The 19,676-nt window shown below is 37.9% G+C and carries 17 protein-coding genes; 6 read left to right on the top strand and 11 right to left on the bottom strand.

The window, feature by feature from the left end; genetic code table 11:
* Positions 1–5 precede the first annotated feature (5 nt).
* On the top strand, positions 6–1,214 hold the full coding sequence (locus E7Z78_RS02850) for an RNA-guided endonuclease TnpB family protein (RefSeq protein WP_303723667.1): 1,209 nt from the start codon (positions 6–8) through the stop codon (positions 1,212–1,214).
* Positions 1,215–1,373: 159 nt separating this feature from the next.
* Here the strand turns inward: E7Z78_RS02850 and pyk are convergent, their stop codons facing one another.
* The 4 genes from pyk to E7Z78_RS02830 form a co-directional block, all read right to left on the bottom strand.
* Entirely contained in the window at positions 1,374–2,777 is a 1,404-nt protein-coding gene (pyk, locus tag E7Z78_RS02845) for a pyruvate kinase (protein ID WP_303723666.1), read from the bottom strand.
* Positions 2,778–2,870: 93 nt separating this feature from the next.
* Positions 2,871–4,304 carry a TrkH family potassium uptake protein gene (locus E7Z78_RS02840; RefSeq protein WP_303723665.1) on the bottom strand — a complete coding sequence of 478 codons (1,434 nt, stop codon included), beginning with the start codon at positions 4,302–4,304 and terminating at the stop codon, positions 2,871–2,873.
* A gap of 175 nt (positions 4,305–4,479) precedes the next feature.
* The gene (locus tag E7Z78_RS02835; protein WP_303723815.1) at positions 4,480–5,112 is read right to left on the bottom strand and encodes a DUF4013 domain-containing protein; all 633 of its coding nucleotides are present in this window, start codon (positions 5,110–5,112) and stop codon (positions 4,480–4,482) included.
* Between the two features lie 177 nt (positions 5,113–5,289).
* Complete coding sequence (locus tag E7Z78_RS02830; RefSeq protein WP_394354854.1) at positions 5,290–6,306, bottom strand: M24 family metallopeptidase; 1,017 nt, start codon at positions 6,304–6,306, stop codon at positions 5,290–5,292.
* Between the two features lie 49 nt (positions 6,307–6,355).
* Between E7Z78_RS02830 and E7Z78_RS02825 the strand changes: the two genes are divergently transcribed.
* From E7Z78_RS02825 to E7Z78_RS02815, 3 genes are read left to right on the top strand one after another with little or no spacing between them, the layout of a single operon-like run.
* Entirely contained in the window at positions 6,356–6,997 is a 642-nt protein-coding gene (locus tag E7Z78_RS02825; protein WP_303723664.1) for a site-2 protease family protein, read from the top strand.
* Between the two features lies 1 nt (position 6,998).
* Entirely contained in the window at positions 6,999–8,201 is a 1,203-nt protein-coding gene (locus E7Z78_RS02820) for a YcaO-related McrA-glycine thioamidation protein (protein WP_303723663.1), read from the top strand.
* Between the two features lie 4 nt (positions 8,202–8,205).
* Positions 8,206–8,862, top strand: a complete 657-nt coding sequence (locus tag E7Z78_RS02815) for a TfuA-related McrA-glycine thioamidation protein (RefSeq protein ID WP_303723662.1) — start codon at positions 8,206–8,208, stop codon at positions 8,860–8,862.
* 173 nt (positions 8,863–9,035) lie between these two features.
* Here E7Z78_RS02815 and E7Z78_RS02810 read toward each other — a convergent pair whose 3' ends face one another.
* From E7Z78_RS02810 to E7Z78_RS02795, 4 genes are read right to left on the bottom strand one after another with little or no spacing between them, the layout of a single operon-like run.
* The gene (locus tag E7Z78_RS02810) at positions 9,036–9,497 is read right to left on the bottom strand and encodes a hypothetical protein (RefSeq protein ID WP_303723661.1); all 462 of its coding nucleotides are present in this window, start codon (positions 9,495–9,497) and stop codon (positions 9,036–9,038) included.
* A 10-nt stretch (positions 9,498–9,507) separates the two neighbouring features.
* Entirely contained in the window at positions 9,508–10,347 is an 840-nt protein-coding gene (locus E7Z78_RS02805; RefSeq protein ID WP_303723660.1) for a CBS domain-containing protein, read from the bottom strand.
* Positions 10,348–10,386: 39 nt separating this feature from the next.
* Entirely contained in the window at positions 10,387–10,809 is a 423-nt protein-coding gene (locus E7Z78_RS02800) for a universal stress protein (RefSeq protein ID WP_369693462.1), read from the bottom strand.
* 41 nt (positions 10,810–10,850) lie between these two features.
* Positions 10,851–12,005 carry an amidohydrolase family protein gene (locus E7Z78_RS02795; protein ID WP_303723658.1) on the bottom strand — a complete coding sequence of 385 codons (1,155 nt, stop codon included), beginning with the start codon at positions 12,003–12,005 and terminating at the stop codon, positions 10,851–10,853.
* Between the two features lie 154 nt (positions 12,006–12,159).
* Between E7Z78_RS02795 and E7Z78_RS02790 the strand changes: the two genes are divergently transcribed.
* Positions 12,160–12,756 (top strand): zinc ribbon domain-containing protein, encoded by a 597-nt coding sequence (locus E7Z78_RS02790; RefSeq protein ID WP_303723657.1) that lies wholly within the window; start codon positions 12,160–12,162, stop codon positions 12,754–12,756.
* A 14-nt stretch (positions 12,757–12,770) separates the two neighbouring features.
* On the opposite strand, the gene carB is transcribed toward E7Z78_RS02790, so the two are convergent.
* Together carB and carA are read right to left on the bottom strand one after the other, a co-directional pair.
* Positions 12,771–15,947 (bottom strand): carbamoyl-phosphate synthase large subunit, encoded by a 3,177-nt coding sequence (gene carB / locus E7Z78_RS02785; protein WP_303723656.1) that lies wholly within the window; start codon positions 15,945–15,947, stop codon positions 12,771–12,773.
* A gap of 15 nt (positions 15,948–15,962) precedes the next feature.
* Positions 15,963–17,045 (bottom strand): glutamine-hydrolyzing carbamoyl-phosphate synthase small subunit, encoded by a 1,083-nt coding sequence (gene carA / locus E7Z78_RS02780; RefSeq protein ID WP_303723655.1) that lies wholly within the window; start codon positions 17,043–17,045, stop codon positions 15,963–15,965.
* Positions 17,046–17,299: 254 nt separating this feature from the next.
* Between carA and E7Z78_RS02775 the strand changes: the two genes are divergently transcribed.
* Complete coding sequence (locus tag E7Z78_RS02775) at positions 17,300–18,817, top strand: DEAD/DEAH box helicase (RefSeq protein WP_303723654.1); 1,518 nt, start codon at positions 17,300–17,302, stop codon at positions 18,815–18,817.
* On the opposite strand, the gene nadC is transcribed toward E7Z78_RS02775, so the two are convergent.
* Positions 18,803–19,642 (bottom strand): carboxylating nicotinate-nucleotide diphosphorylase, encoded by an 840-nt coding sequence (gene nadC, locus E7Z78_RS02770; protein WP_303723653.1) that lies wholly within the window; start codon positions 19,640–19,642, stop codon positions 18,803–18,805. The genes E7Z78_RS02775 and nadC overlap by 15 nt on opposite strands.
* Positions 19,643–19,676: the final 34 nt, after the last annotated feature.

The raw sequence follows: 19,676 nt of genomic DNA, 5'->3' as shown, positions 1-19,676 counted from the left end.
TTCATATGTTTTCTGAGTATAATACGGTTAATAAAGGTATTGTGGTTAAATTGTATCCTGATGAAAGTATGAAGGATAAAATTAATCAGAATATTAATAACGCCAGATTAACTTGGAATAAATTATTAGAAGAATATCAGGAAACATTTGAATTGTTTAAACAACAAGGATACACAAAGTTACAATGCAATCAGAAAACATTCAATACAATGTTGAACATGTTGAAAACACAATATCCCTTCTTGTATGAAAGTGAGTCAAGCAGCCTACAACAGGTCTATCGTGACCTAATAACTGCATTTAATAGATTCTTCAACAATACATCCGATTATCCTAGATTCAAATCCAAAAAGAATCCAAAACAAAGTTTCAGAATACAAAACAACAATAATATCAAAATACAAGACAATACAATTGTCTTACCAAAACTAGGAAAAGTACATTACAGAACCAGCACCCATTATAAAAGATTACTAAAAGAATCTAAAATAAACAATGTAACCATTAAAAAGGAGCACGGTCACTTTTATGCAGTTTTCAACATCGAAACCGAAGTAGAGACAATGGATTATACTTATAAGAGCGTGGGAATTGATCTTGGTATGAGAACATTAGCAATCCTCAGCAACGGACTAAAGATAACCAATTTAGACACGACACATGAGGAAAAAATGATTAAAAAATACCAAAAAAGCCTATCACGAAAAAAATACAACAGCAACCGCTACAACAAAACACTAAAAAAACTAGGCAAATGGATACAAAGAAAAAACAACCGCATAAAAGACGCATACCACAAATTAAGCAACTACCTAGTCAAAACATACGACCTAATCTGTATGGAAACACTAGACATACAAAAAATATTCGAAGAAACCGATTATAGCAAAAAACTACAGAATATCAGCTGGTACAAGTTAGTGGAAATGATAAAATACAAATGCGAATGGTACGATAAAATATTCGTCCAAATAAGCCAATGGTACCCATCCAGCAAAAATTGTAACGTATGCGGATACTACAACAAAGACTTAGGCGAAGAAAAAAGATGGACCTGTCCACACTGCCAAACACAACACGACAGAGACATAAACGCCGCCAAAAACATAGAACAAGAAGGATACAGACTTCTTCAAGAAAAAACAAAAATGAACCTCAGGAACTGGGGGGATAGCACGGTAAAACTACTTTCGTGGGAAAGTACCTGCCCGTGAAGTAAGAATCCCCGACCTCATCCAAGGTCGAGGTAGTTCAATGAAAATAGTGCATTTCAGTGAAGAAAATATGTAAAAATTTAAATTAATCTTCGCTTTATTGTTTTTTGTAAAAAATTGAGGAACAGATATTGTGAAATTATAGATACACTGTATGTATTATATCGCCAATATCCTTACATAGTTGGTTTTTTTCGCCTCGCCTAATGGGAATCCTCCTGTGATGACTATCAAATCACCCTCATTCAGATTGAATTCCTTTTGAGCGATTTTTTTTGCATTTTCAATGACCTTCTCAGTGCTTTCATATACCTCAGTCAAAACAGGCTTGACGCCAAAGTTCAATGCGACCTTCTCGGCAATGTGATTTGACGGGCAGCATGCCAGAATTATGGAGTTTGGCCTTAAATTACTGATCTTGCGGGCGGTGAAACCGGTCATGGTAGGAGTGACTATCAGCTTGATGTTAGAGTATTCAACGGCATCAACTACCAGTTTTGCGATTGTGTCGCTGATTCCAATTGATCCCTTGTAAACGGGGTGTTTTGTGTAATCTATTGTTGATTCGACGTATTTGCATATTCTGCTCATTATTTCAACTGCCGCTACCGGGTACTTTCCGATTGTGGTTTCACCTGACAGCATCACGCAGTCTGTTCCGTCCAGCACTGCATTGGCCACGTCTGAGACTTCCGCTCTTGAAGGCCTTGGATTTTCATACATTGACGCCAGCATCTCTGTAGCGACAATTGCGAACTTTCCCTTTTCACGGCATTTCCTGAGGATATCCTTTTGAAGCATCGGCAGCTCCTCCATCGGAACCTCAACTCCCAGGTCTCCTCGAGCCACCATGATTCCATCGGATTCGTCAATTATCTCATCAAGGTTTTCTATTCCCATCCTGCTTTCAATCTTTGAAATGATGAGAGCGTCGCCTCCGGCTTCCTCGATTATTTCACGGGCTGCAATAACATCCTCTCGAGTATTTACAAAGGACAATGCCAAGTAATCGCAGGAGTGTTTTGCGGCAAAGGCGATGTCTTTTTTATCAACATCACTTATGAAGTCCAGTTTCAAATCAACACCCGGAACATTGATTGTCTTGTGGTTCTGTATCTTGCCGTTGCCCAATGCCTTCAACACAACATAACCCTCTTGTTTGTCAATAACTTCAAGTTCTAGAAGAGCATTGTCAACAAGAACCTTGTCTCCGACTTCTATAAAGTCAATGGCTTCACTGTGATTGACTCCAAATTCATTTTCATTGCCCTGGATGCAGTCCTTGCTCATTTTGATGGTATCTCCCTTTTTAAGGCTTACTCCACCATCGTCAAATTCCAATGTTCGAAATTCCGGCCCCTTAGTGTCATACATTATGGCCACTGGTGCATTGCATTTCCTGCGCACTTGCCTGACGACCTCTATTGTGTTCAGTATATCATCCTGTGTGGCATGACTAAGATTTATACGTGCACAATCCATGCCCTTATTGACCATTTCACCCATTACCTCAACAGAATTGCTTGCCGGCCCAACACTACATATGACTTTTGTCTTTTTCACACAATACGCCCCTAAAAAAATCATTCATGAAAAAATATTACACAATTCAATTAGTTAATAGTTTAAGAATGAGAAGTTATATAATTTGTTGAATTATCTTTTGAACACTTCGAAAAATGCCCTCAATGAGATGATTACAGGATATATTTCAAGCCTTCCGGTCCACATGTTGAATATTCCCACAACCTTTAATGGCCATTCCAATGCCTGTGACATTTGCCCGATCTCCAAGCCAACGTTTCCCTGCATGGACATTGAGAAGAATAATGAATCAATAGGATTATGGCCATATAAACATAACAATGACCAGGTAAAGACAATGAACATCAAATAAAGGGCGATGAAGTTTCCGCTTTGTGCTGCAACGCTTTCCTTAAGCTCCTTACCGTCCATCTGCATCTTTAAAACACTGCCTTGAGGGGCCAGGATCTCACGAGTGTTCTTATAAATTCCCTTTGCAAATGTAATGACCCTCATCAGTTTCATGGCTCCCACAGTTGAACCGTTTGACCCTCCAATGAGCATCAGCATCATAATTATGAAGAGCACAAAAGGAGGCCATCCTCCCATGACCGTTGAGCTTTCAATGCTTGCCCCAGTTGTCGTGATGGCCGAAACGACAACAAATAGTGCATCCATTGAAACAATGTTTGATGTGAAATATATCAATAGAGAGGCAATTGCTATTAAAGAAACCAATACCTTGAACTGCAAATCCTGAATCAATGATTTACCCCGTGTTTTAATAATCCTATAATGAACCAGAAAGCTGGTTGCCCCCAGTATCATCAGGACGATAGTGATGAAATAAATCACGTCACTTTGATAAAATCCGATATTGGCATTCTTTATGCTCATCCCTCCGGTTGAAATTGTGGTGAACGTATTGCACACCGAATCGAAAAGAGGCATTCCCGCAAGCAGGTATAAAGTGATTCCAAGAGCCGTGTAAATAAAATAAATCAGGATGGTTTGCTTGATTGTGGCCATGATGGATGGTTTGAGACGATCTTCCCTGGCTTCGGAACGATATAGTTTGGATGACATGCTGCCTGGTTTTGTCAAAATGAATATTATGAAAAAAACAATACCTAAACCGCCAACCCATTGTTGAAATGCTCTGAAAAACAGGATACTGTATGGAAGAACTTCCACATCGGAGTATATTGTTATTCCACTTCCGGTTAAAGCGGATATGCTCTCGAAAACGGCGTCCACAATTCCAATACCTGTTACAGAGTAAAGAACCAAGCCGCAGATTAGACCTGCCCACAGCCATGACAGTGAAGATATGAGCATTGCATGCTTGAAGCGGATTTTATCAGAGGAATATTGATTTAGCGCTCTTGAACAGATTAAACCAATGAGAATTGATACAAGGGCAGGCATAATGTAATATATGGCATTATACTCAAGATACAAAAAATCTACAATGACCGGAACCAGACACATCCCTCCGATTCCAATCATCAAAATGCCCATATTCCTGACAACGATTAACAAGTCATTTCTATTGAGGTACCTCATATTAACCGCCTTCCACAATCAATAAAAATATTGAATGAATGAGCATATAAATATTATGAAAAAAATATTTTACAAAAGATTGGATAAAATATCAAAAAAAGTATACATCTATAAAAAAAAACTACCACTTTACTTATTAAAAAATTATGCTCAAAAGTATCCATATACTTTTGATTCATTCTAATTTTTCAGCCTCGGCAGCTTTCATTTTGGCATATACCGCACCTATACCCATGAATTGGGTTACAAAAATTAAAAACATTAGAAACGTGTCAAAAACATAATCTATCACAGGAATATCAAATTGAATTATGCCAATATAAAATAGGATTGTCACTGTAATGAGAATTAATGTGTATTCCTTCGTATACTTCTTCCATCCCCATGCATGAATGCTTCTGAATATTGATTTGAGATTGAATGCTTCCAATATACTGCCGGTATCAGCCAGCTTGGCAATGGCAATTTCCAGGAAAAATGCTGTGATGTAAAAGAGTATTGTGCCGACCACAAAGAAAATTATAAGGCTTGCCGGGTCATGAGTATATATTTCATGAATGGTATGGGGCAAATCCCATAGCATGTCTTCCAAATCATAAGTCTGGAAATTCAAAGGGGAGCATATGAAATCCAAAATTATCCCTTGAACATAAACATAAACTGAAGAGACAATGACCAGCTTAACTCCCAATGACAGCATGACTTTAGGTAACAGTTTTGGCAATCTCTTGCCTCCATTAATCCTGTCACGGGTTATCTGCATCCCATAACCCCACAATACAATATTGAACATGAATTGAATAATCATGGCCATGGTGTTATCTAATTCCCTGAAGAAGAAATCCGTAATTGTGTTTGAGGCCAATATCAGTATAAATACAAATAAGAGAAATGGTATGTTATACGTACTGTAATCCCAAACTCTTTTAAAAATATTTGCCGGCATGATATCTATTTATAACATATTTAATTTCATCATATAAAATTATACGATGTCAAGCGGCAAGTCACCAATGACATTACCTTTTTTGGAAATTGATATGGTATCTTCTAGACGAACCCCGAATTCGCCTTCCAGGTATATTCCTGGCTCAACCGTTATGACCATTCCCTCTTCAATGACTGTTTCGTCACGAGGTGAAAATCCTGGAGTTTCATGAATGTCCAAACCGAGACTATGGCCTGTGGAATGGATGAACTTATCGCCATATCCATAATCTGAAATGATATCTCTTGCAACCTTATCGACTTCACAGCATTTCATTCCAGGTTTAATCGCCTTTATGGCCTTGTCATGGGATTCAGCCACAATGTCCCATATTTCCTGCTGGTGTTCTGTGTAAACCATTGTACGAGTGTTGTCTGAACAGTACCCTTCGAAAATGGCTCCCCAGTCAATCAAAATTGGGTTGTCGAGTTTTTTATCTTCAGGGATTGCATGAGGAAGACTTGAATTGGAACCGCTTGTCACGATAGTGTCAAATGATTCCTTAGATGCTCCATTTTCAATCATGTAACGGACAAGATCAAATGCAACTTCCTTTTCAGTGTTGTTATTATTCAAAATATCCAACTGTAAAAATGACTTTTGAGCAATCTCGGTCGCTTTTGTAATCTTTTCAATTTCCAGTGGGGTTTTAATCATCCTCTGTTTGTCAATGTATGTCTTTGCATCAATCTTGAAATCATCACGAAAACGTACATAAGTGCTGAATGGAAGAGTTGGCTCGATTGCAAGGTTTTTTATTCCATCCTCCTTCAAATCTTTTATCATGACATCGTAGGACTCGTATTGGCTGACTTCTATTTGAGAGTCCCTGTTGGCCAATTCCATATCCATTCCGGATGCGTAAATAATTGGATTTTCCTTGATTATGCAGAATGCAAAGCTGGTTGGTTTATAATTGGATATGTATTCGACATTAGTGAATTGTGTTAATAAATAAGCGTCAAAATCATCCTTTGTTAAATCTTTTAATATGTTATCTATATGAAAGTCCATAATTAATATTAGAAAAAACTTTATATATAAAATTAGATATTTTAACATTATGTTTAGATTTACAAGCAGTGAAGTAAGAGATTTAATAATCGCATTTTTCGTTATTTCACTCTGTTTTGCAATAGTGCAAGGTGGAAGAGACACCAATGCAGTTCTATCCATACTGCCAATCGTTATGGTTGGCGTAGGGGCAGGTTTTATTTTGCACGAGCTCGGACACAAGTTCGTTTCAATGAAATACGGATACTGGGCCGAGTTCAAATTATGGCCTCAAGGACTGATTTTTGCGCTCGTCACATCATTTTTCGGTTTTGTATTTGCTGCTCCGGGAGCGGTTTACACCTACGCAAACTACATGACCGATGAGATTAACGGAAAGATTTCTATTGCAGGACCGATAGTTAATATTATACTTGCTTTAGTCTTTTTGGGAATTGCAACAGCAGTTTATCCATCAGCATTCTATTCCAGTAACATGTTGCTGGCTTTCATAATCTGTTCAGTCGGTTATTCAGTGAACAGCTTCCTGGCAGTGTTCAACCTATTGCCTATTGGAAACCTTGATGGATCAAAAGTATTGACTTGGAATTTTGGAATTTGGATTATTACAATAGCCATAGCCGGAATCCTGACATTAATGTCAATGACTATGGGTGTTGAAAATATTGTAAGATTGATTTTAGGAATGTAACATGACAGAAGAACTCACATATTTTAAAGGAACTCACAGGGTAATCGCCCCTAAAAAAACAATTGAAATCAATGAGGATAAGCTTAAAAGCGTTGGAATAACTCGTGTGGCTGACATTACAGACTTGGATAGAATTGGAATGCCTGTCTTTACAGCCATTAGGCCAACTGCAGAGGATGGGGCAATCAGCATCTACGGAGGAAAGGGTATCAGCAAGGAACATGCCAAGGCCTCCGCAATGATGGAAGGTTTTGAAAGGTATTCAGCTGAAAAGCAGAAAAGCGACGATACCATTGTCGCAACACCTGATGAAATAGCTGATAAAGGAGATTATATTGAACCTAAATCCCTGAACTTGCCTCAGAAATTTGAAAAGGAAGATTTAAGCGACACCGCATTCGAATGGAGTCTGGCTCATGACATAATTTCCGACAATGACTATTACGTTTTGTCAAATGCGGTTTTCCACCCTTACAATCATGGTAATGATGTTCAAAGCCTTTTCAAATCAAACACAAACGGTCTTGCCTCTGGAAATGTTCTTGAAGAGGCAATATTGCATGGAATATTTGAGGTTATTGAAAGAGATGCGTGGAGCATCTTCGAGCTGACCCATAAGAACTATTCACAAATCAACATTGACAGTATCGAAAGCGAGCTTATCAATGAAATAATCGATAAATTCGAATCACAGGGCATTAAAATCAAGCTGATGGACTTTACAGCAGACATAAATATTCCAACAATCGCCGCATCAGCAGATGATACAGTAACAAGAGATGCCGGACTGCTGACACTCGGTATCGGAACACACCTTGACCCTGAAGTTGCAATCCTAAGGGCACTTACAGAAGTGGCTCAAAGCAGGGCAACACAAATCAATGGTGCTCGTGAAGACACTGTAAGAGCCGATTTTGCTCGTGAAGCCGGATATGAGAGGATGAAAAGAATCAACAAATATTATTTCCAGCAAGAGGAAAATCAAATTGATTTATCAGAAATTGAGAACAAGTCCACCACTTCAATATTGAAGGATATTGAAATCGTTAAGGACGAACTGGTTAGAAATGACATCAAGCATATCCTATACACTGATTTGACAAGACCTGAAGTGGATGTCAGCGTTGTGCGCGTGATAATACCTGAAATGGAAGTTTATGCAATTGATTCGACAAGAGCAGGATACAGATTTTTAAAAGTATGATACTATGGTTAAGATTTTGATTTATGGAGGACTGTCACTCTCATTTGATGAATCCCGTGAAATTCTGGATTCAACAGACAATATTGAAGTAATCTACAAAAGACCCATCAAAAGGGGAGATCTGGGCCATGACATTAAGGAAAATCCCGACATTATTGGAATAATCGATGGAGTTTTCCATCAAAATTCCGCCGTGGGCCATAGGGAAATCCTTGATGTGATGAAAAGGGGAGTCAAGGTATTTGGAGCTTCAAGCATGGGTGCCTTAAGAGCCTCTGAACTTGACAGTCTTGGAATGGTTGGAATAGGCTATTGCTATAACCAGTATGCAAGCGGTGCGATTGATTCAGATGATGACGTTGCCGTGATGCTTGACAGCGAAAGCCTGGAAGCATTGTCCGTTCCTTTAATCAGCATGAATTATGTCTTTACCAATGCCGTATCCGAAGGCATCATAACAGAAAATGAAAAGGATGAGCTTGTCCAAATCTCAAAGGAAACTTTTTATCCAAAAAGAAACTATGCAAAAACACTGTCCGAGTCCGACTTGGATGAGGATAAGAAAAATGAATTAATCAATTTTATCCGTGAAAGCGAAGACATCAAAAAACATGACGCAAAGGAATTGCTTGAATACATTAAAAATTATGTTAATGAATGAGTTGATATAGCTTCACCAAAAACAATTCCTAAATATTAAAAAAGCAATTCATTAAAATAAATCTACATCAAAATAAATGAAAACAATTTCATAAACCATTATTATAATTAATTGATTATTCAATTAAACGATAGGATTAAAATTCCTAAAAAATAGATGAGAATTAATGAGAATTAATTCTTGTTTTCCATTTCCCTATATTTTTTCAAAACAATGTCAGGAGTTTCAATTACTTGATCGAAGGTTGTTGAAAATTCCTTAACTTCAAAGTCATCTTCAACCTTACGGATTCCTTCCAGGGAAAATGAACCGCCATCAATCTTAAATCCAACTTCATCTGCAACTACAGAAATCAATTTGATTTCAATTTCAGAAGCTTTTTCTAAATTTTGATTGGCATTGACCTCATACTTCAGTTCCAAAGTTTTATGAGGCATGATCTCATTAATTGTTCTTTTGATTACAGAATCAAAAAGCTCTAAAAATTTTAAAGCAGGCGGCATGTTATTTGCCCACCAATAAGTGATGACAGAATTCAAAACAATGTTGTGTTCGGAAAAATCATCATATAATCTTGCACGAACGCCTACAACACTGTCGTCTGTTTTAATCACTAATACTGGACTAACCGCCATCTTATCACAATTATTCAACTAATGCTTTGATTAAGTCACTTGCTCTTACAAGTCCCACTAAATCTCCTTCAACACCGATTACAGGAATTTGCTCAATGTTTAAGGATTTCATCTTTTTAGCACAGTCAGAAACTTTAGTTTTGGAGTTTGCTACTTCCACATTTCCAACAGCAACATCACTAACCACTTTGTCTGTGAATTTCAAGTGGTTTTTCTCAATGTACAATACGGAAGTGCTGTCCCAAGACCATTTGTCCCCTTCAGTACCAACAGTAGAACTGTGTTCGCTTCTTTCAGAGATTATTTCAATTTCGGAAATGAAATCGGTTTCAGTTAAAATTCCTGATAATTTAGCATCATCATCCAATGCTAAAACAGATTTTAATCCGAATTGATTCATAGTTTCAAAAGCAACATTCAATGGAGCTTTTTCCCAAGTTGTCGGAACAGTGGTAATCATATAATTTTCAACTGCATCGTTTACTTCAATTTTAGTTAAAGCTTTAGATACCAAGTCAAAAGAGGTGATGATACCAACTAATTCGCCATCATCATTGACAACAGGAACTCTTCTAACATTATTCTCCATCATAAGACGAGCAGCATCCACTACATCGTCACCAGGTTTAACAGTGATTAAATCTCTGGTCATTAACATTGCAATTTGCTCTTCATCAGGATTATTAATTAAATCAGAACGAGTTACTAGTCCTACTAAAATATCAGTATCTTCTTTAACTACAGGAAGCACTGCTTTGTTTTCTTTTCTCATTAAGTCTAAAACTTTTTCTCTGTTACCTGGAACGGAAACACTTACTACATTTTTAGACATTGTTCTTTTAACTAACATAAAAACACCTTTACAATTTACAATAATAAAATGGTAAAACTAATGAACTACAAGCACTGCACATTTGGCTGAATTTACAACCTTGTCTGCTACACTGCCCATAATAAATCTATCAAAACCAGATTTACCAGAACTACCCATTACGATCAAGTCAACGGCCTCTTCTTTTGCAACCTCTAAGATAACCTTAGCAGGTGAACCTTCTCTAACCACATGAGTAATTTTTAAATCGTCTTCATTTAACTTGTCAAATTCCTTGAGATTTTCTTCAGACCTCTCATTGAGAATTTGATTTAACTGGTATACTTCATCATCTAATGGAAGTCCGTTAACAAAATTATTTTCTGTGACGCTCACCGCCACAATTTCAGCTCCGCTTACTTTAGCTAAAAATAAAGCATGCTTTTGAGCTTTTTTTGCGTATTCAGACCCATCTGTAGGGACCAATATTTTATTATACATCATTAACATCTCCCATAATATATAGATTTATATCCATGATATTATATGCTAAATTTTTTGTTAATGATATATAATATATTTTTCGTTTCTTGGCGATTGCATATATTTAAGTAAGGATTTTTAGAAAAAGATTTGAAAACAATAAATTCTGCAAAATCGCCCACTTTTATCATTGATTTTTGAACAATATCGTTAATGTTGAAGCCGCAAATGTTTGTTGTTGCCATTTTCAACAGTTCTTTAGGGTCAATGTAACTCTTATGATAAACGGACATTATCTTTAAGCTGAACTCCAATTCCCTCAACATGTTAGGTGAATTGAGCATTACATTATCAGTACCAAGCAATGGACGGATGCCCATGTCAACCATTCGGTTTAAGGGAGCCACTCCAACGTTTAATGTTGCATTTGCCCTTGGACACACTACCACGTTCTGCATGGATTTTGAAACCCCCTCCAAGTCATTGGATTTGGGATTTGTAAGATGAACAAGTTGACTGAACCCTGCATCCACACCCTTGGCGATTTCAGTCATGTTAAACTCATTTAATGACTCTATCTGATTGGATTCTGATTCTGCAACATGAATTGATGAAATCTTGCCCTGCCTATTGCATTCATCAACAATAAGTCTGGCAACATCGGAGGTTATTTCGCCAAAACCGCTTGGCGCAATACCATCGGCAATCTTTAAAAGCTTACGGATTGCATTTCTGACTTTGCCCAAGTCAGGATCATCACCATAGAAACTGTCGTCACGACCAAGAACAATAGGTTTGATCGGCAAGTCTGCAGATGCCTTTTTCAAAAGCTTGACGCCTTCAATTCCACCTTCCCTGTAGTCTATGAAATGGGTTGTTCCTGATTCAGCCATCTCCTTCATTGACTGTCTCATGGCATCAATCAAATCATCATCGCTTGCATTTGAAAGGGCCACATGCTTCACACCATTCGGTGGCTTTACCATTTCGCTCAGGGAAAGACCATAACCCTCATCCTTAATGATTGAATCGCCAATATGAATATGACCATTAATAAATGATGGGCAAACCACTGCACCATCAACATCTATGATTTTACCTTCTTTTGCCTCTTTTCCAATTTCAATGATTTTACCATCGTCAACAACAATGTTTTCACGAACTGGCTGCAAATCCTGGCCTTTTAAAATAATTCCGTTTGATATAGTAAACATTAAAGTAAAATCTGGTTTTTTTTATTAAAGTATTTTTTTATTCATTAAATTTATTTAATTTGAAAATCAATAGTAAAACTGTAATAAGCATGAATTTGAACACAAGCTTGAAACATGAATTCATGATTATCATTGCTTTTTATAAACCATCAAGGTGATTGCTATTAACTCTCAGGAAATACGATACTTTTACAGGAACATTGTAAAAACAGGTAATGTATACAGAGTTAAATATAACAATAAGGATTATGGAGAGTTCAGTAAGTTATCTGATGCTTTATATGAAAGGGATGCACTGTTTTTTTGTAATTTCGACTATGATTTGCTTGTTGAATGTGACCTTGAAAACAAGTATGAAAATATGGAACTGCCTCCGTTTCCTGAAAAAAGACCAAAAGGCAGGATAAAGGGAAGCAAAATCAACAAGAGCGAACGTGAAGGGGAAATACTGTTCAACCATAAGATGAGAAAGTTCTACATTCAAAAGGGTGACGACATCATCGGGTACTATGACAGCATGACCGAAGCGTTTTACTATAAAAAGATTTTAATGGACAACAACTGGGATATGAGCGCCCTAAGCACCAACATCACCGAAAGGCTTGAAGTCAATATCGTCATTGACCAAACAAAAGAATATAAAGTACAACTCAACTTCTGTCCTAAGTGTAAAAGCAGGTTGAAAATCGGAGAAGAAGATTGTCCTTCATGCGGTATTAACATCAAGGAATACTTGTATAAAAATAATTGAATGATAGAGAATAATTATTCTCCATCAACATAGTCATTTAAAGATTTTACATTGATTTCCTTATTCTGAACAGCTTCAATAGCATTCAAAACAGCTCTTGCACCAGCTAATGTGGTTACATAAGGTATACCGAGTTCAATAGCTAAACGTCTGATGATGTAACCGTCTTTTGCAGACTGTTTACCTTCAGATGTGTTGATAATCAAGTCGATTTCATTGTTGAGTATTGAATCGCGAATGTTAGGTGATCCTTGTGATACTTTTAGGACCTTTTCAATGTTGTCAAGTCCTGTTGCATCACCGGTACCTGCAGTTGCAGCTATCTTAAATCCTAAAGTCTCTGCCTTTTCAGCGATTGGTCTGATTTTTTTCTTATCGGATTCTTTTACGCTGATGAATATCTTACCTTCCTTAGGCAATTCCATACCTGCTGAAAGCTGGGACTTGTAGAATGCCATTCCGAAGCTTTCATCGATACCGATACTTTCACCTGTGGATTTCATTTCAGGTCCAAGCACAGTGTCGGATTCCGGAAGTTTAAGGAATGGGAATACTGATTCTTTAACGGCAACATGGTCGATTTTAACCTCTTTGGTTAATCCGAAGTCTTTAAGTTTTGCGCCGTTCATAATCCAGGTTGCCACTTTTGCCAATGGCACTCCAATAGCTTTACTTACGAATGGAACGGTCCTACTTGCACGAGGGTTTGCCTCAATGATGTATACCATTTCCTCATCAAGTTTGACTGCATATTGAATATTCATTAAACCTTTAACATCCAATTCCAATGCCAGTTTTCTTGAATTATCACGGATGGTGTTCAATATGTGTTCCGGTATTGTCTGTGGAGGTATTACACATGCGGAGTCTCCTGAGTGAACACCTGCTTCTTCAATGTGTTCCATGATTCCTGCAATGAATACGTCCTCACCGTCACATAATATGTCAACATCCAGTTCAATGGCGTCTTCAAGGAACTTGTCGACGAGAATTGGGTGGTCAGGTGAAACCTTTACGGCCTCTTTCATATATTCTTCAAGCTCGTTCATGTCGTAAACGATTTCCATTGCTCTTCCACCAATAACGTATGATGGACGTACGAGCACTGGGAATGTGATTTTCTCAGCGATTGCCTTTGCCTCTTCAAAGGAGTTAGCTGTTCCGTATGGAGCTTGGTGAATGTGTAATTTTTCAAGAAGATCTGCAAACAGTTCACGGTCTTCTACCCTGTCGATGCTTTCATATGGAGTTCCGAGGATTTTTACGCCTGCATTAGCCAGTGGCACTGCAAGGTTGATTGAGGTTTGTCCTCCGAACTGCACGATAACGCCGTCAGGTTTTTCCTGTTCAATGACTCCCATAACATCTTCAAATGTCAATGGCTCGAAGAACAGTTTATCTGAAATGTCATAATCGGTACTTACGGTTTCAGGGTTGTTGTTGATTAATATTGTTTCGATTCCATCCTCTTTCAATGCGAGGGATGAGTGTACACAACAGTAATCGAATTCGATTCCCTGACCGATTCTGATAGGTCCTGCACCTAGAATTACCACTTTCTTCTTGTTGGTTGAGGTTAACTCGTTACCTTTGTCGTAGCTGCTGTAGTAATATGGGGTTTTAGCTTCAAACTCTGCAGCACAGGTGTCTACCATCTTGTATGATTGTTTGATGTTGTACTTGTTGAGCAGGTTTCTGATGTACTCTTCGGTCTGACCAGATAAGTCTGCTAAACGTTTGTTGGAACATCCGATTTGTTTTGCTTTTCTAAGGTAATCTTCATCATCCAATTTGTCAGCGCTCACATCGTTTTCAAAGTTTACGATGTTTCTGATTTTGTATAGGAAGAAATTATCGATTTTTGTGAGTTCACGGATTTTATCAATATCCATTCCGTCCTTAATTGCTGAGTAGATTTGGAAGTAAATCAAATCTGTCGGATGAGCCAAGTCATCTTCTGTGTATTCAATATATTCGAATCCGTCAAAGCCCATGTCAAGTGATCTTAATGCTTTTTGGAAGGCTTCCTCGAAGGTTCTTCCGATTGCCATTACTTCACCGGTAGCTTTCATTTGAACTCCGACTTCACGGCTGATTCCTTTGAACTTGTCGAATGGCCATCTTGGGATTTTAATAACCACATAATCGATTGCCGGTTCGAATGATGCAGGAGTCTCTTTTGTGATGTCGTTTTTGATTTCATCCAAAGTGAGTCCTAATGCCACTTTTGAGGAAATTTTAGCGATAGGATAACCTGTTGCCTTGGATGCGAGTGCACTACTTCTTGATACACGTGGGTTTACTTCAATAACCTTGTACTCATCGGTTTCAGGGTTTAGGGCAAATTGAATGTTACATCCTCCACGGATGCCTAATGCTCTGATGATTTTAATGGATGCGTCACGCATTTTTTGAATGGTTTCGTCGCATAGGTTTTGAATAGGAGCAACTACAACACTGTCTCCTGTGTGGATACCCATAGGGTCGATGTTTTCCATGGTACATACGATGATACAGGTGTCTTCCTTATCCCTCATTACTTCAAACTCTATCTCTTTCCATCCGAGAACTGATTCGTCGATTAATACCTGGTTGATGAAACTCATGTCCAATCCGTGGTTTGCGATTTCAATCAATTCCTCTTCGTTGTGGGCGATTCCTCCACCGGTTCCTCCTAATGTGAATGCTGGCCTTACAATGACCGGGTAACCGATGTCCTCTACAGCCTTAAGTGCATCCTCTACACTTTCAACCGCATGACATTTTGGAATTTCCTCACCGATTTCTTCCATGAGGTTTGCGAATAAGTCACGGTCTTCCACATCCTTGATTGTCTGTACGTCGGAACCGATAACCTTGATTCCTTCGAGCAATCCTAAATCTCCAAGACCTGTTGCAATATTCAATCCGGTTTGTCCACCCATTGTTGGTAAAATAGCGTCAATATCTTCTTCTTCAATGATTTTTGCAACAACTTCAGGAGTCAAAGGTTCAGTGTAAACAGTGTCCGCCATTCCCAAATCGGTTTGGATTGTAGCCGGATTACTGTTGACGAGTACGGTTTCAATTCCTTCTTCTCTTAGTGATTTACATGCTTGTGAACCTGAATAATCGAATTCTGCTGCCTGTCCAATTTGAATAGGTCCAGATCCAATAATTAATACTTTTTTAATATCTTTATCTACTGGCATATGTAATCCCCTTTCCTAATAATCATCCATCATTTGGCTAAACTCATCAAAAGTATTTCTTGTATCGTTTGGACCAGGTCCTGCTTCAGGGTGGTATTGTATACAACGCATAGGTAATTCCTTGTGTGAAATACCTTCAGGAGTTCCGTCATTTAAGTTAATGTGAGTCAATACTAAATCTGTTTCCTTTAAGGATTCCTTATCGATTGTGAATCCGTGGTTCTGTGATGTTATATATACCTTTCCAGTGTTCAGGTCTTTGACTGGCTGGTTTTCACCACGGTGCCCGAATTTCATCTTGTATGATTTTGCACCGAAAGATTTAGCAATCAATTGCTGACCCATACAGATTCCAAAAATAGGCAACCTGTTTGCCAATTTCTTCATGGTTTCAATAGTTTCTGTTACCCTATCAGGGTTTCCAGGGCCAGATGTAATCATCAATCCATTTGGAGAGTAATCCAAGATTGTTTTGTAATCAGTATCGTAAGGGAATAATATTACTCCAATATCCCTTTCTAAAAATGAGTTGATAATGTTCTTTTTAACACCGCAATCGATTAATGCTACCTTTTTGTCAGCATCTTCGTTAAACATCTTGATTTCCTTTGTGGATACCAATGGGACAACGTCAACGTCTTCAATGCTTGGTTGTGACCTTGCCATTTCAATCAGTTTGTCATCGGCAATGTCTTCTGTTGTGATTGCAGCTTTAAGTGAACCTCTTTCACGGATTTTAAGTGTCAAATCACGAGTGTCGACTCCACTGATTCCAGGAGTCTTAAATTCTTTTAAAAATTCGTCCAAGGTCTTTTGAGGTCCGAAATTGGAGACTTCACGACAAACCTCACGACAAACAAATCCTTCAACCTGAATCTTATCAGACTGATACCACTTCTCACTTACACCGTGATTACCTTCTAGCGGGTAAGTGGACATTAAAATTTCTCCTTTAAAAGACGGGTCAGTTAATGATTCGGTGTAACCACCCATACCTGTTGAAAAAACAAGTTCTCCTAATTTAGTGGTTTCGTAACCGAATGCTTCACCTTTTAAGACAGTTCCATCTTCCAAAGCTAATTTAGCTATTTTTACCATTAAATCACCATTTTAAGAAAATATAATTCTCTATCCTTTATATATTTTATTTTACTATATTATTAAAGTTTGTTTTTTTAGGATTTTGATTCAAGTTTTGGAAAATAAAATGAATATAATTGAATAATATTTAATGTTCAGGTCTGAACAAATTGAAAAAGAATAGTTGAACATTTCCGCAATTGCCATCTGCAAAATTTTTAAAAGCAATCAGAGACAAAATTTAAATTAAAAATATATTAAAGGACTTGACCATGAGCAACACTGAAAGATTGGCTAAAAAGCATTTGAAAACCCCTGCGGAGTTCACCAGATTTAAAAAGCTGATTACCGAAACCAAAATCTACAATGCTCCCGAAACATTAACAGGAGAGCTGAGGCCTTATCAAAAGATTGGATATTCCTGGCTGATTCAAAATATCCGCTACAAATTCGGAAGCATCCTGGCTGATGACATGGGGCTGGGTAAAACAATACAGGTCCTGTCCGCAATCTTATTTTACAAGGAAAAAGGGCTTTTGGAAGATAAGTCCTGCCTAATCATTGTTCCGCCGACATTAATATCAAATTGGGAAAACGAGATTAAGAAGTTCACTCCAGACCTGACATATTACATTTATCACGGATCAAACAGGACTTTTCCATTGGAGTCATATGACATCATATTAACATCTTACGGTGTTGTTAGGCTTGATTTGGATATGTTTGTGGATGAAATGTGGTTTTTATGCGTAATTGATGAGGCGCAAAACATCAAAAATCCGAATACAGAACAGACCAAGGCGATAAAGGAGGTTCCGGCAAGGACAAAAATAGCCCTGACTGGTACTCCAATCGAAAACAGGCTGATGGATTACTGGTCAATATTTGATTTTGTTAACAAGGGCTATCTTTCAACAAAGGATGATTTCAAGCGCAATTATGTCATGCCTATTGAAAAACTGGATGATGAGGATGCTTTAAAAAATCTAAGAACAATAGCCAAGCCTTTTGTAATGAGGCGTTTAAAGACTGATGATGACATTAAAAAGGAGTTGCCTGACAAGCTCATCAATGATGTCTACTGCAGCTTAAGCAAAAAGCAGATTAAGTTATATAACGCCATTTTGGATGAGATTTTCTTTGATATTGAAAACTCGAAGGGAATTCAGAGAAAGGGAATAATCCTCAAGATTCTGACTGCCCTAAAGCAGACCTGCAATCATCCTGCACAATTCCTGGACATTAAAAAGCCGAAGATTTCTGAATCCGGAAAAATGGAACTGCTGGTGAATATCCTTGAAAACATCCTTGACAATGATGAGAAAGTCATAATCTTCACCCAATACGTTGAAATGGGAAAACTGATTCAGGAGTTGATTTCGAAGAAATTCAAGCAGGAAGTGCTGTTCTTGCACGGTTCACAAACCCTTAAGGAAAAAACAAGAATCATAGATACCTTCCAAGAGAATGATGATTATAAGATCTTTGTTGCAACACTTAAGACCGGAGGAACCGGTTTGAACCTTACTGCTGCTCAAAATGTTATCCATTACGACTTATGGTGGAATCCTGCCGTTGAAAACCAGGCCACTGACAGGGTTCACAGGATCGGACAGACAAAGGACGTGATGGTTTATAGGTTCATCACCAAAGGAACGCTTGAAGAGACTATCGATGCAATAAGCAAGCATAAGACAGACCTTGCAAGCAAATCCATAAGCAATGACGAAACATTCATTACTGAAATGAGTGATGAAGAGTTAAAAGAAGTGTTATCACTGAGACTGTGATTCCTCTATCTTCAAGCTGAAATTAAGGCTTCTTGATGAATGTGTCAATGCACCGATTGAGATAATGTCAACGCCCAGATTAGCGTAATCAAGAATGGTTTCATCAGTAATTCCGCCAGACACTTCAATCAATGAGTTTTGACGAATGTTTAACTCATTCAATTTATCGATAACCTCTTTAACTTCAGATGGAGTCATGTTGTCAAGCATTACGATATCCGCACCGTTTTGAACACAATCAACCGCATCATCCAATGATTCAACTTCAATTTCTATCTTTTTAGAAAAGCTGGTGTTCTCTTTAGCTTTGAGAAGCGCTTCAAGAGGTGTTCCGCATGCTGCAATGTGATTGTCCTTGATCAGCACCATGTCATCAAGGGCGAAACGATGAGTGTCGGCACCACCAACTTTAAGAGCATATTTATCAAATTTGCCTATTGCAGGAGATGTTTTACGGGTTCCTGCAATTCTTACATCTGAATCCTTGACCAAATCAGCATAATATCTTGCCGCACTTGCCACTCCACTCATTCTCATGAGCAGGTTCAGTGCAGTCCTTTCAAGCAGGAGAATTGTTCTTGCATCGCCCTTAAGTGACAGTAGCATGTCACCGTTTGATATTTCACTTCCCTCTGCCAACCAGAAGTTCACTTTAACTCCGTACTCTTCAAAAAGGTCACGTATGACATTTATTCCAGCCAATATACCTTCATCTTTTGATTTTATATATGCACTTACTGTTTTGTCCTCATCCACAACTGCATTTGAGGTAATGTCTCCAAATCCTTCATCTTCAGCCAGCATATATTCAATAATTTTTTGCAAAAAATCACCTAAAATTTAATATGATTATGAATAT

This window comes from Methanobrevibacter thaueri, from assembly GCF_015062915.1.
Taxonomy (GTDB): domain Archaea; phylum Methanobacteriota; class Methanobacteria; order Methanobacteriales; family Methanobacteriaceae; genus Methanocatella; species Methanocatella thaueri_B.
Note: the sequence above shows the minus strand (reverse complement) of the source record. Positions and strands in the feature narration are given on the sequence as shown.

Excerpts from the sequence above, each read along its gene's own strand:
- E7Z78_RS02850 (WP_303723667.1), top strand. The coding sequence starts at position 6 with ATGTTTTCTGAGTATAATACGGTTAATAAAGGTATTGTGGTTAAATTG.
- E7Z78_RS02840 (WP_303723665.1), bottom strand. The coding sequence starts at position 4,304 with ATGAGGTACCTCAATAGAAATGACTTGTTAATCGTTGTCAGGAATATG.
- E7Z78_RS02835 (WP_303723815.1), bottom strand. The coding sequence starts at position 5,112 with ATGATTATTCAATTCATGTTCAATATTGTATTGTGGGGTTATGGGATG.
- E7Z78_RS02830 (WP_394354854.1), bottom strand. The coding sequence starts at position 6,306 with ATGGACTTTCATATAGATAACATATTAAAAGATTTAACAAAGGATGAT.
- E7Z78_RS02825 (WP_303723664.1), top strand. The coding sequence starts at position 6,356 with ATGTTTAGATTTACAAGCAGTGAAGTAAGAGATTTAATAATCGCATTT.
- E7Z78_RS02820 (WP_303723663.1), top strand. The coding sequence starts at position 6,999 with ATGACAGAAGAACTCACATATTTTAAAGGAACTCACAGGGTAATCGCC.
- E7Z78_RS02815 (WP_303723662.1), top strand. The coding sequence starts at position 8,206 with ATGGTTAAGATTTTGATTTATGGAGGACTGTCACTCTCATTTGATGAA.
- E7Z78_RS02810 (WP_303723661.1), bottom strand. The coding sequence starts at position 9,497 with ATGGCGGTTAGTCCAGTATTAGTGATTAAAACAGACGACAGTGTTGTA.
- E7Z78_RS02805 (WP_303723660.1), bottom strand. The coding sequence starts at position 10,347 with ATGTTAGTTAAAAGAACAATGTCTAAAAATGTAGTAAGTGTTTCCGTT.
- E7Z78_RS02800 (WP_369693462.1), bottom strand. The coding sequence starts at position 10,809 with ATGTATAATAAAATATTGGTCCCTACAGATGGGTCTGAATACGCAAAA.
- E7Z78_RS02795 (WP_303723658.1), bottom strand. The coding sequence starts at position 12,005 with ATGTTTACTATATCAAACGGAATTATTTTAAAAGGCCAGGATTTGCAG.
- carB (WP_303723656.1), bottom strand. The coding sequence starts at position 15,947 with ATGCCAGTAGATAAAGATATTAAAAAAGTATTAATTATTGGATCTGGA.
- carA (WP_303723655.1), bottom strand. The coding sequence starts at position 17,045 with ATGGTAAAAATAGCTAAATTAGCTTTGGAAGATGGAACTGTCTTAAAA.
- E7Z78_RS02775 (WP_303723654.1), top strand. The coding sequence starts at position 17,300 with ATGAGCAACACTGAAAGATTGGCTAAAAAGCATTTGAAAACCCCTGCG.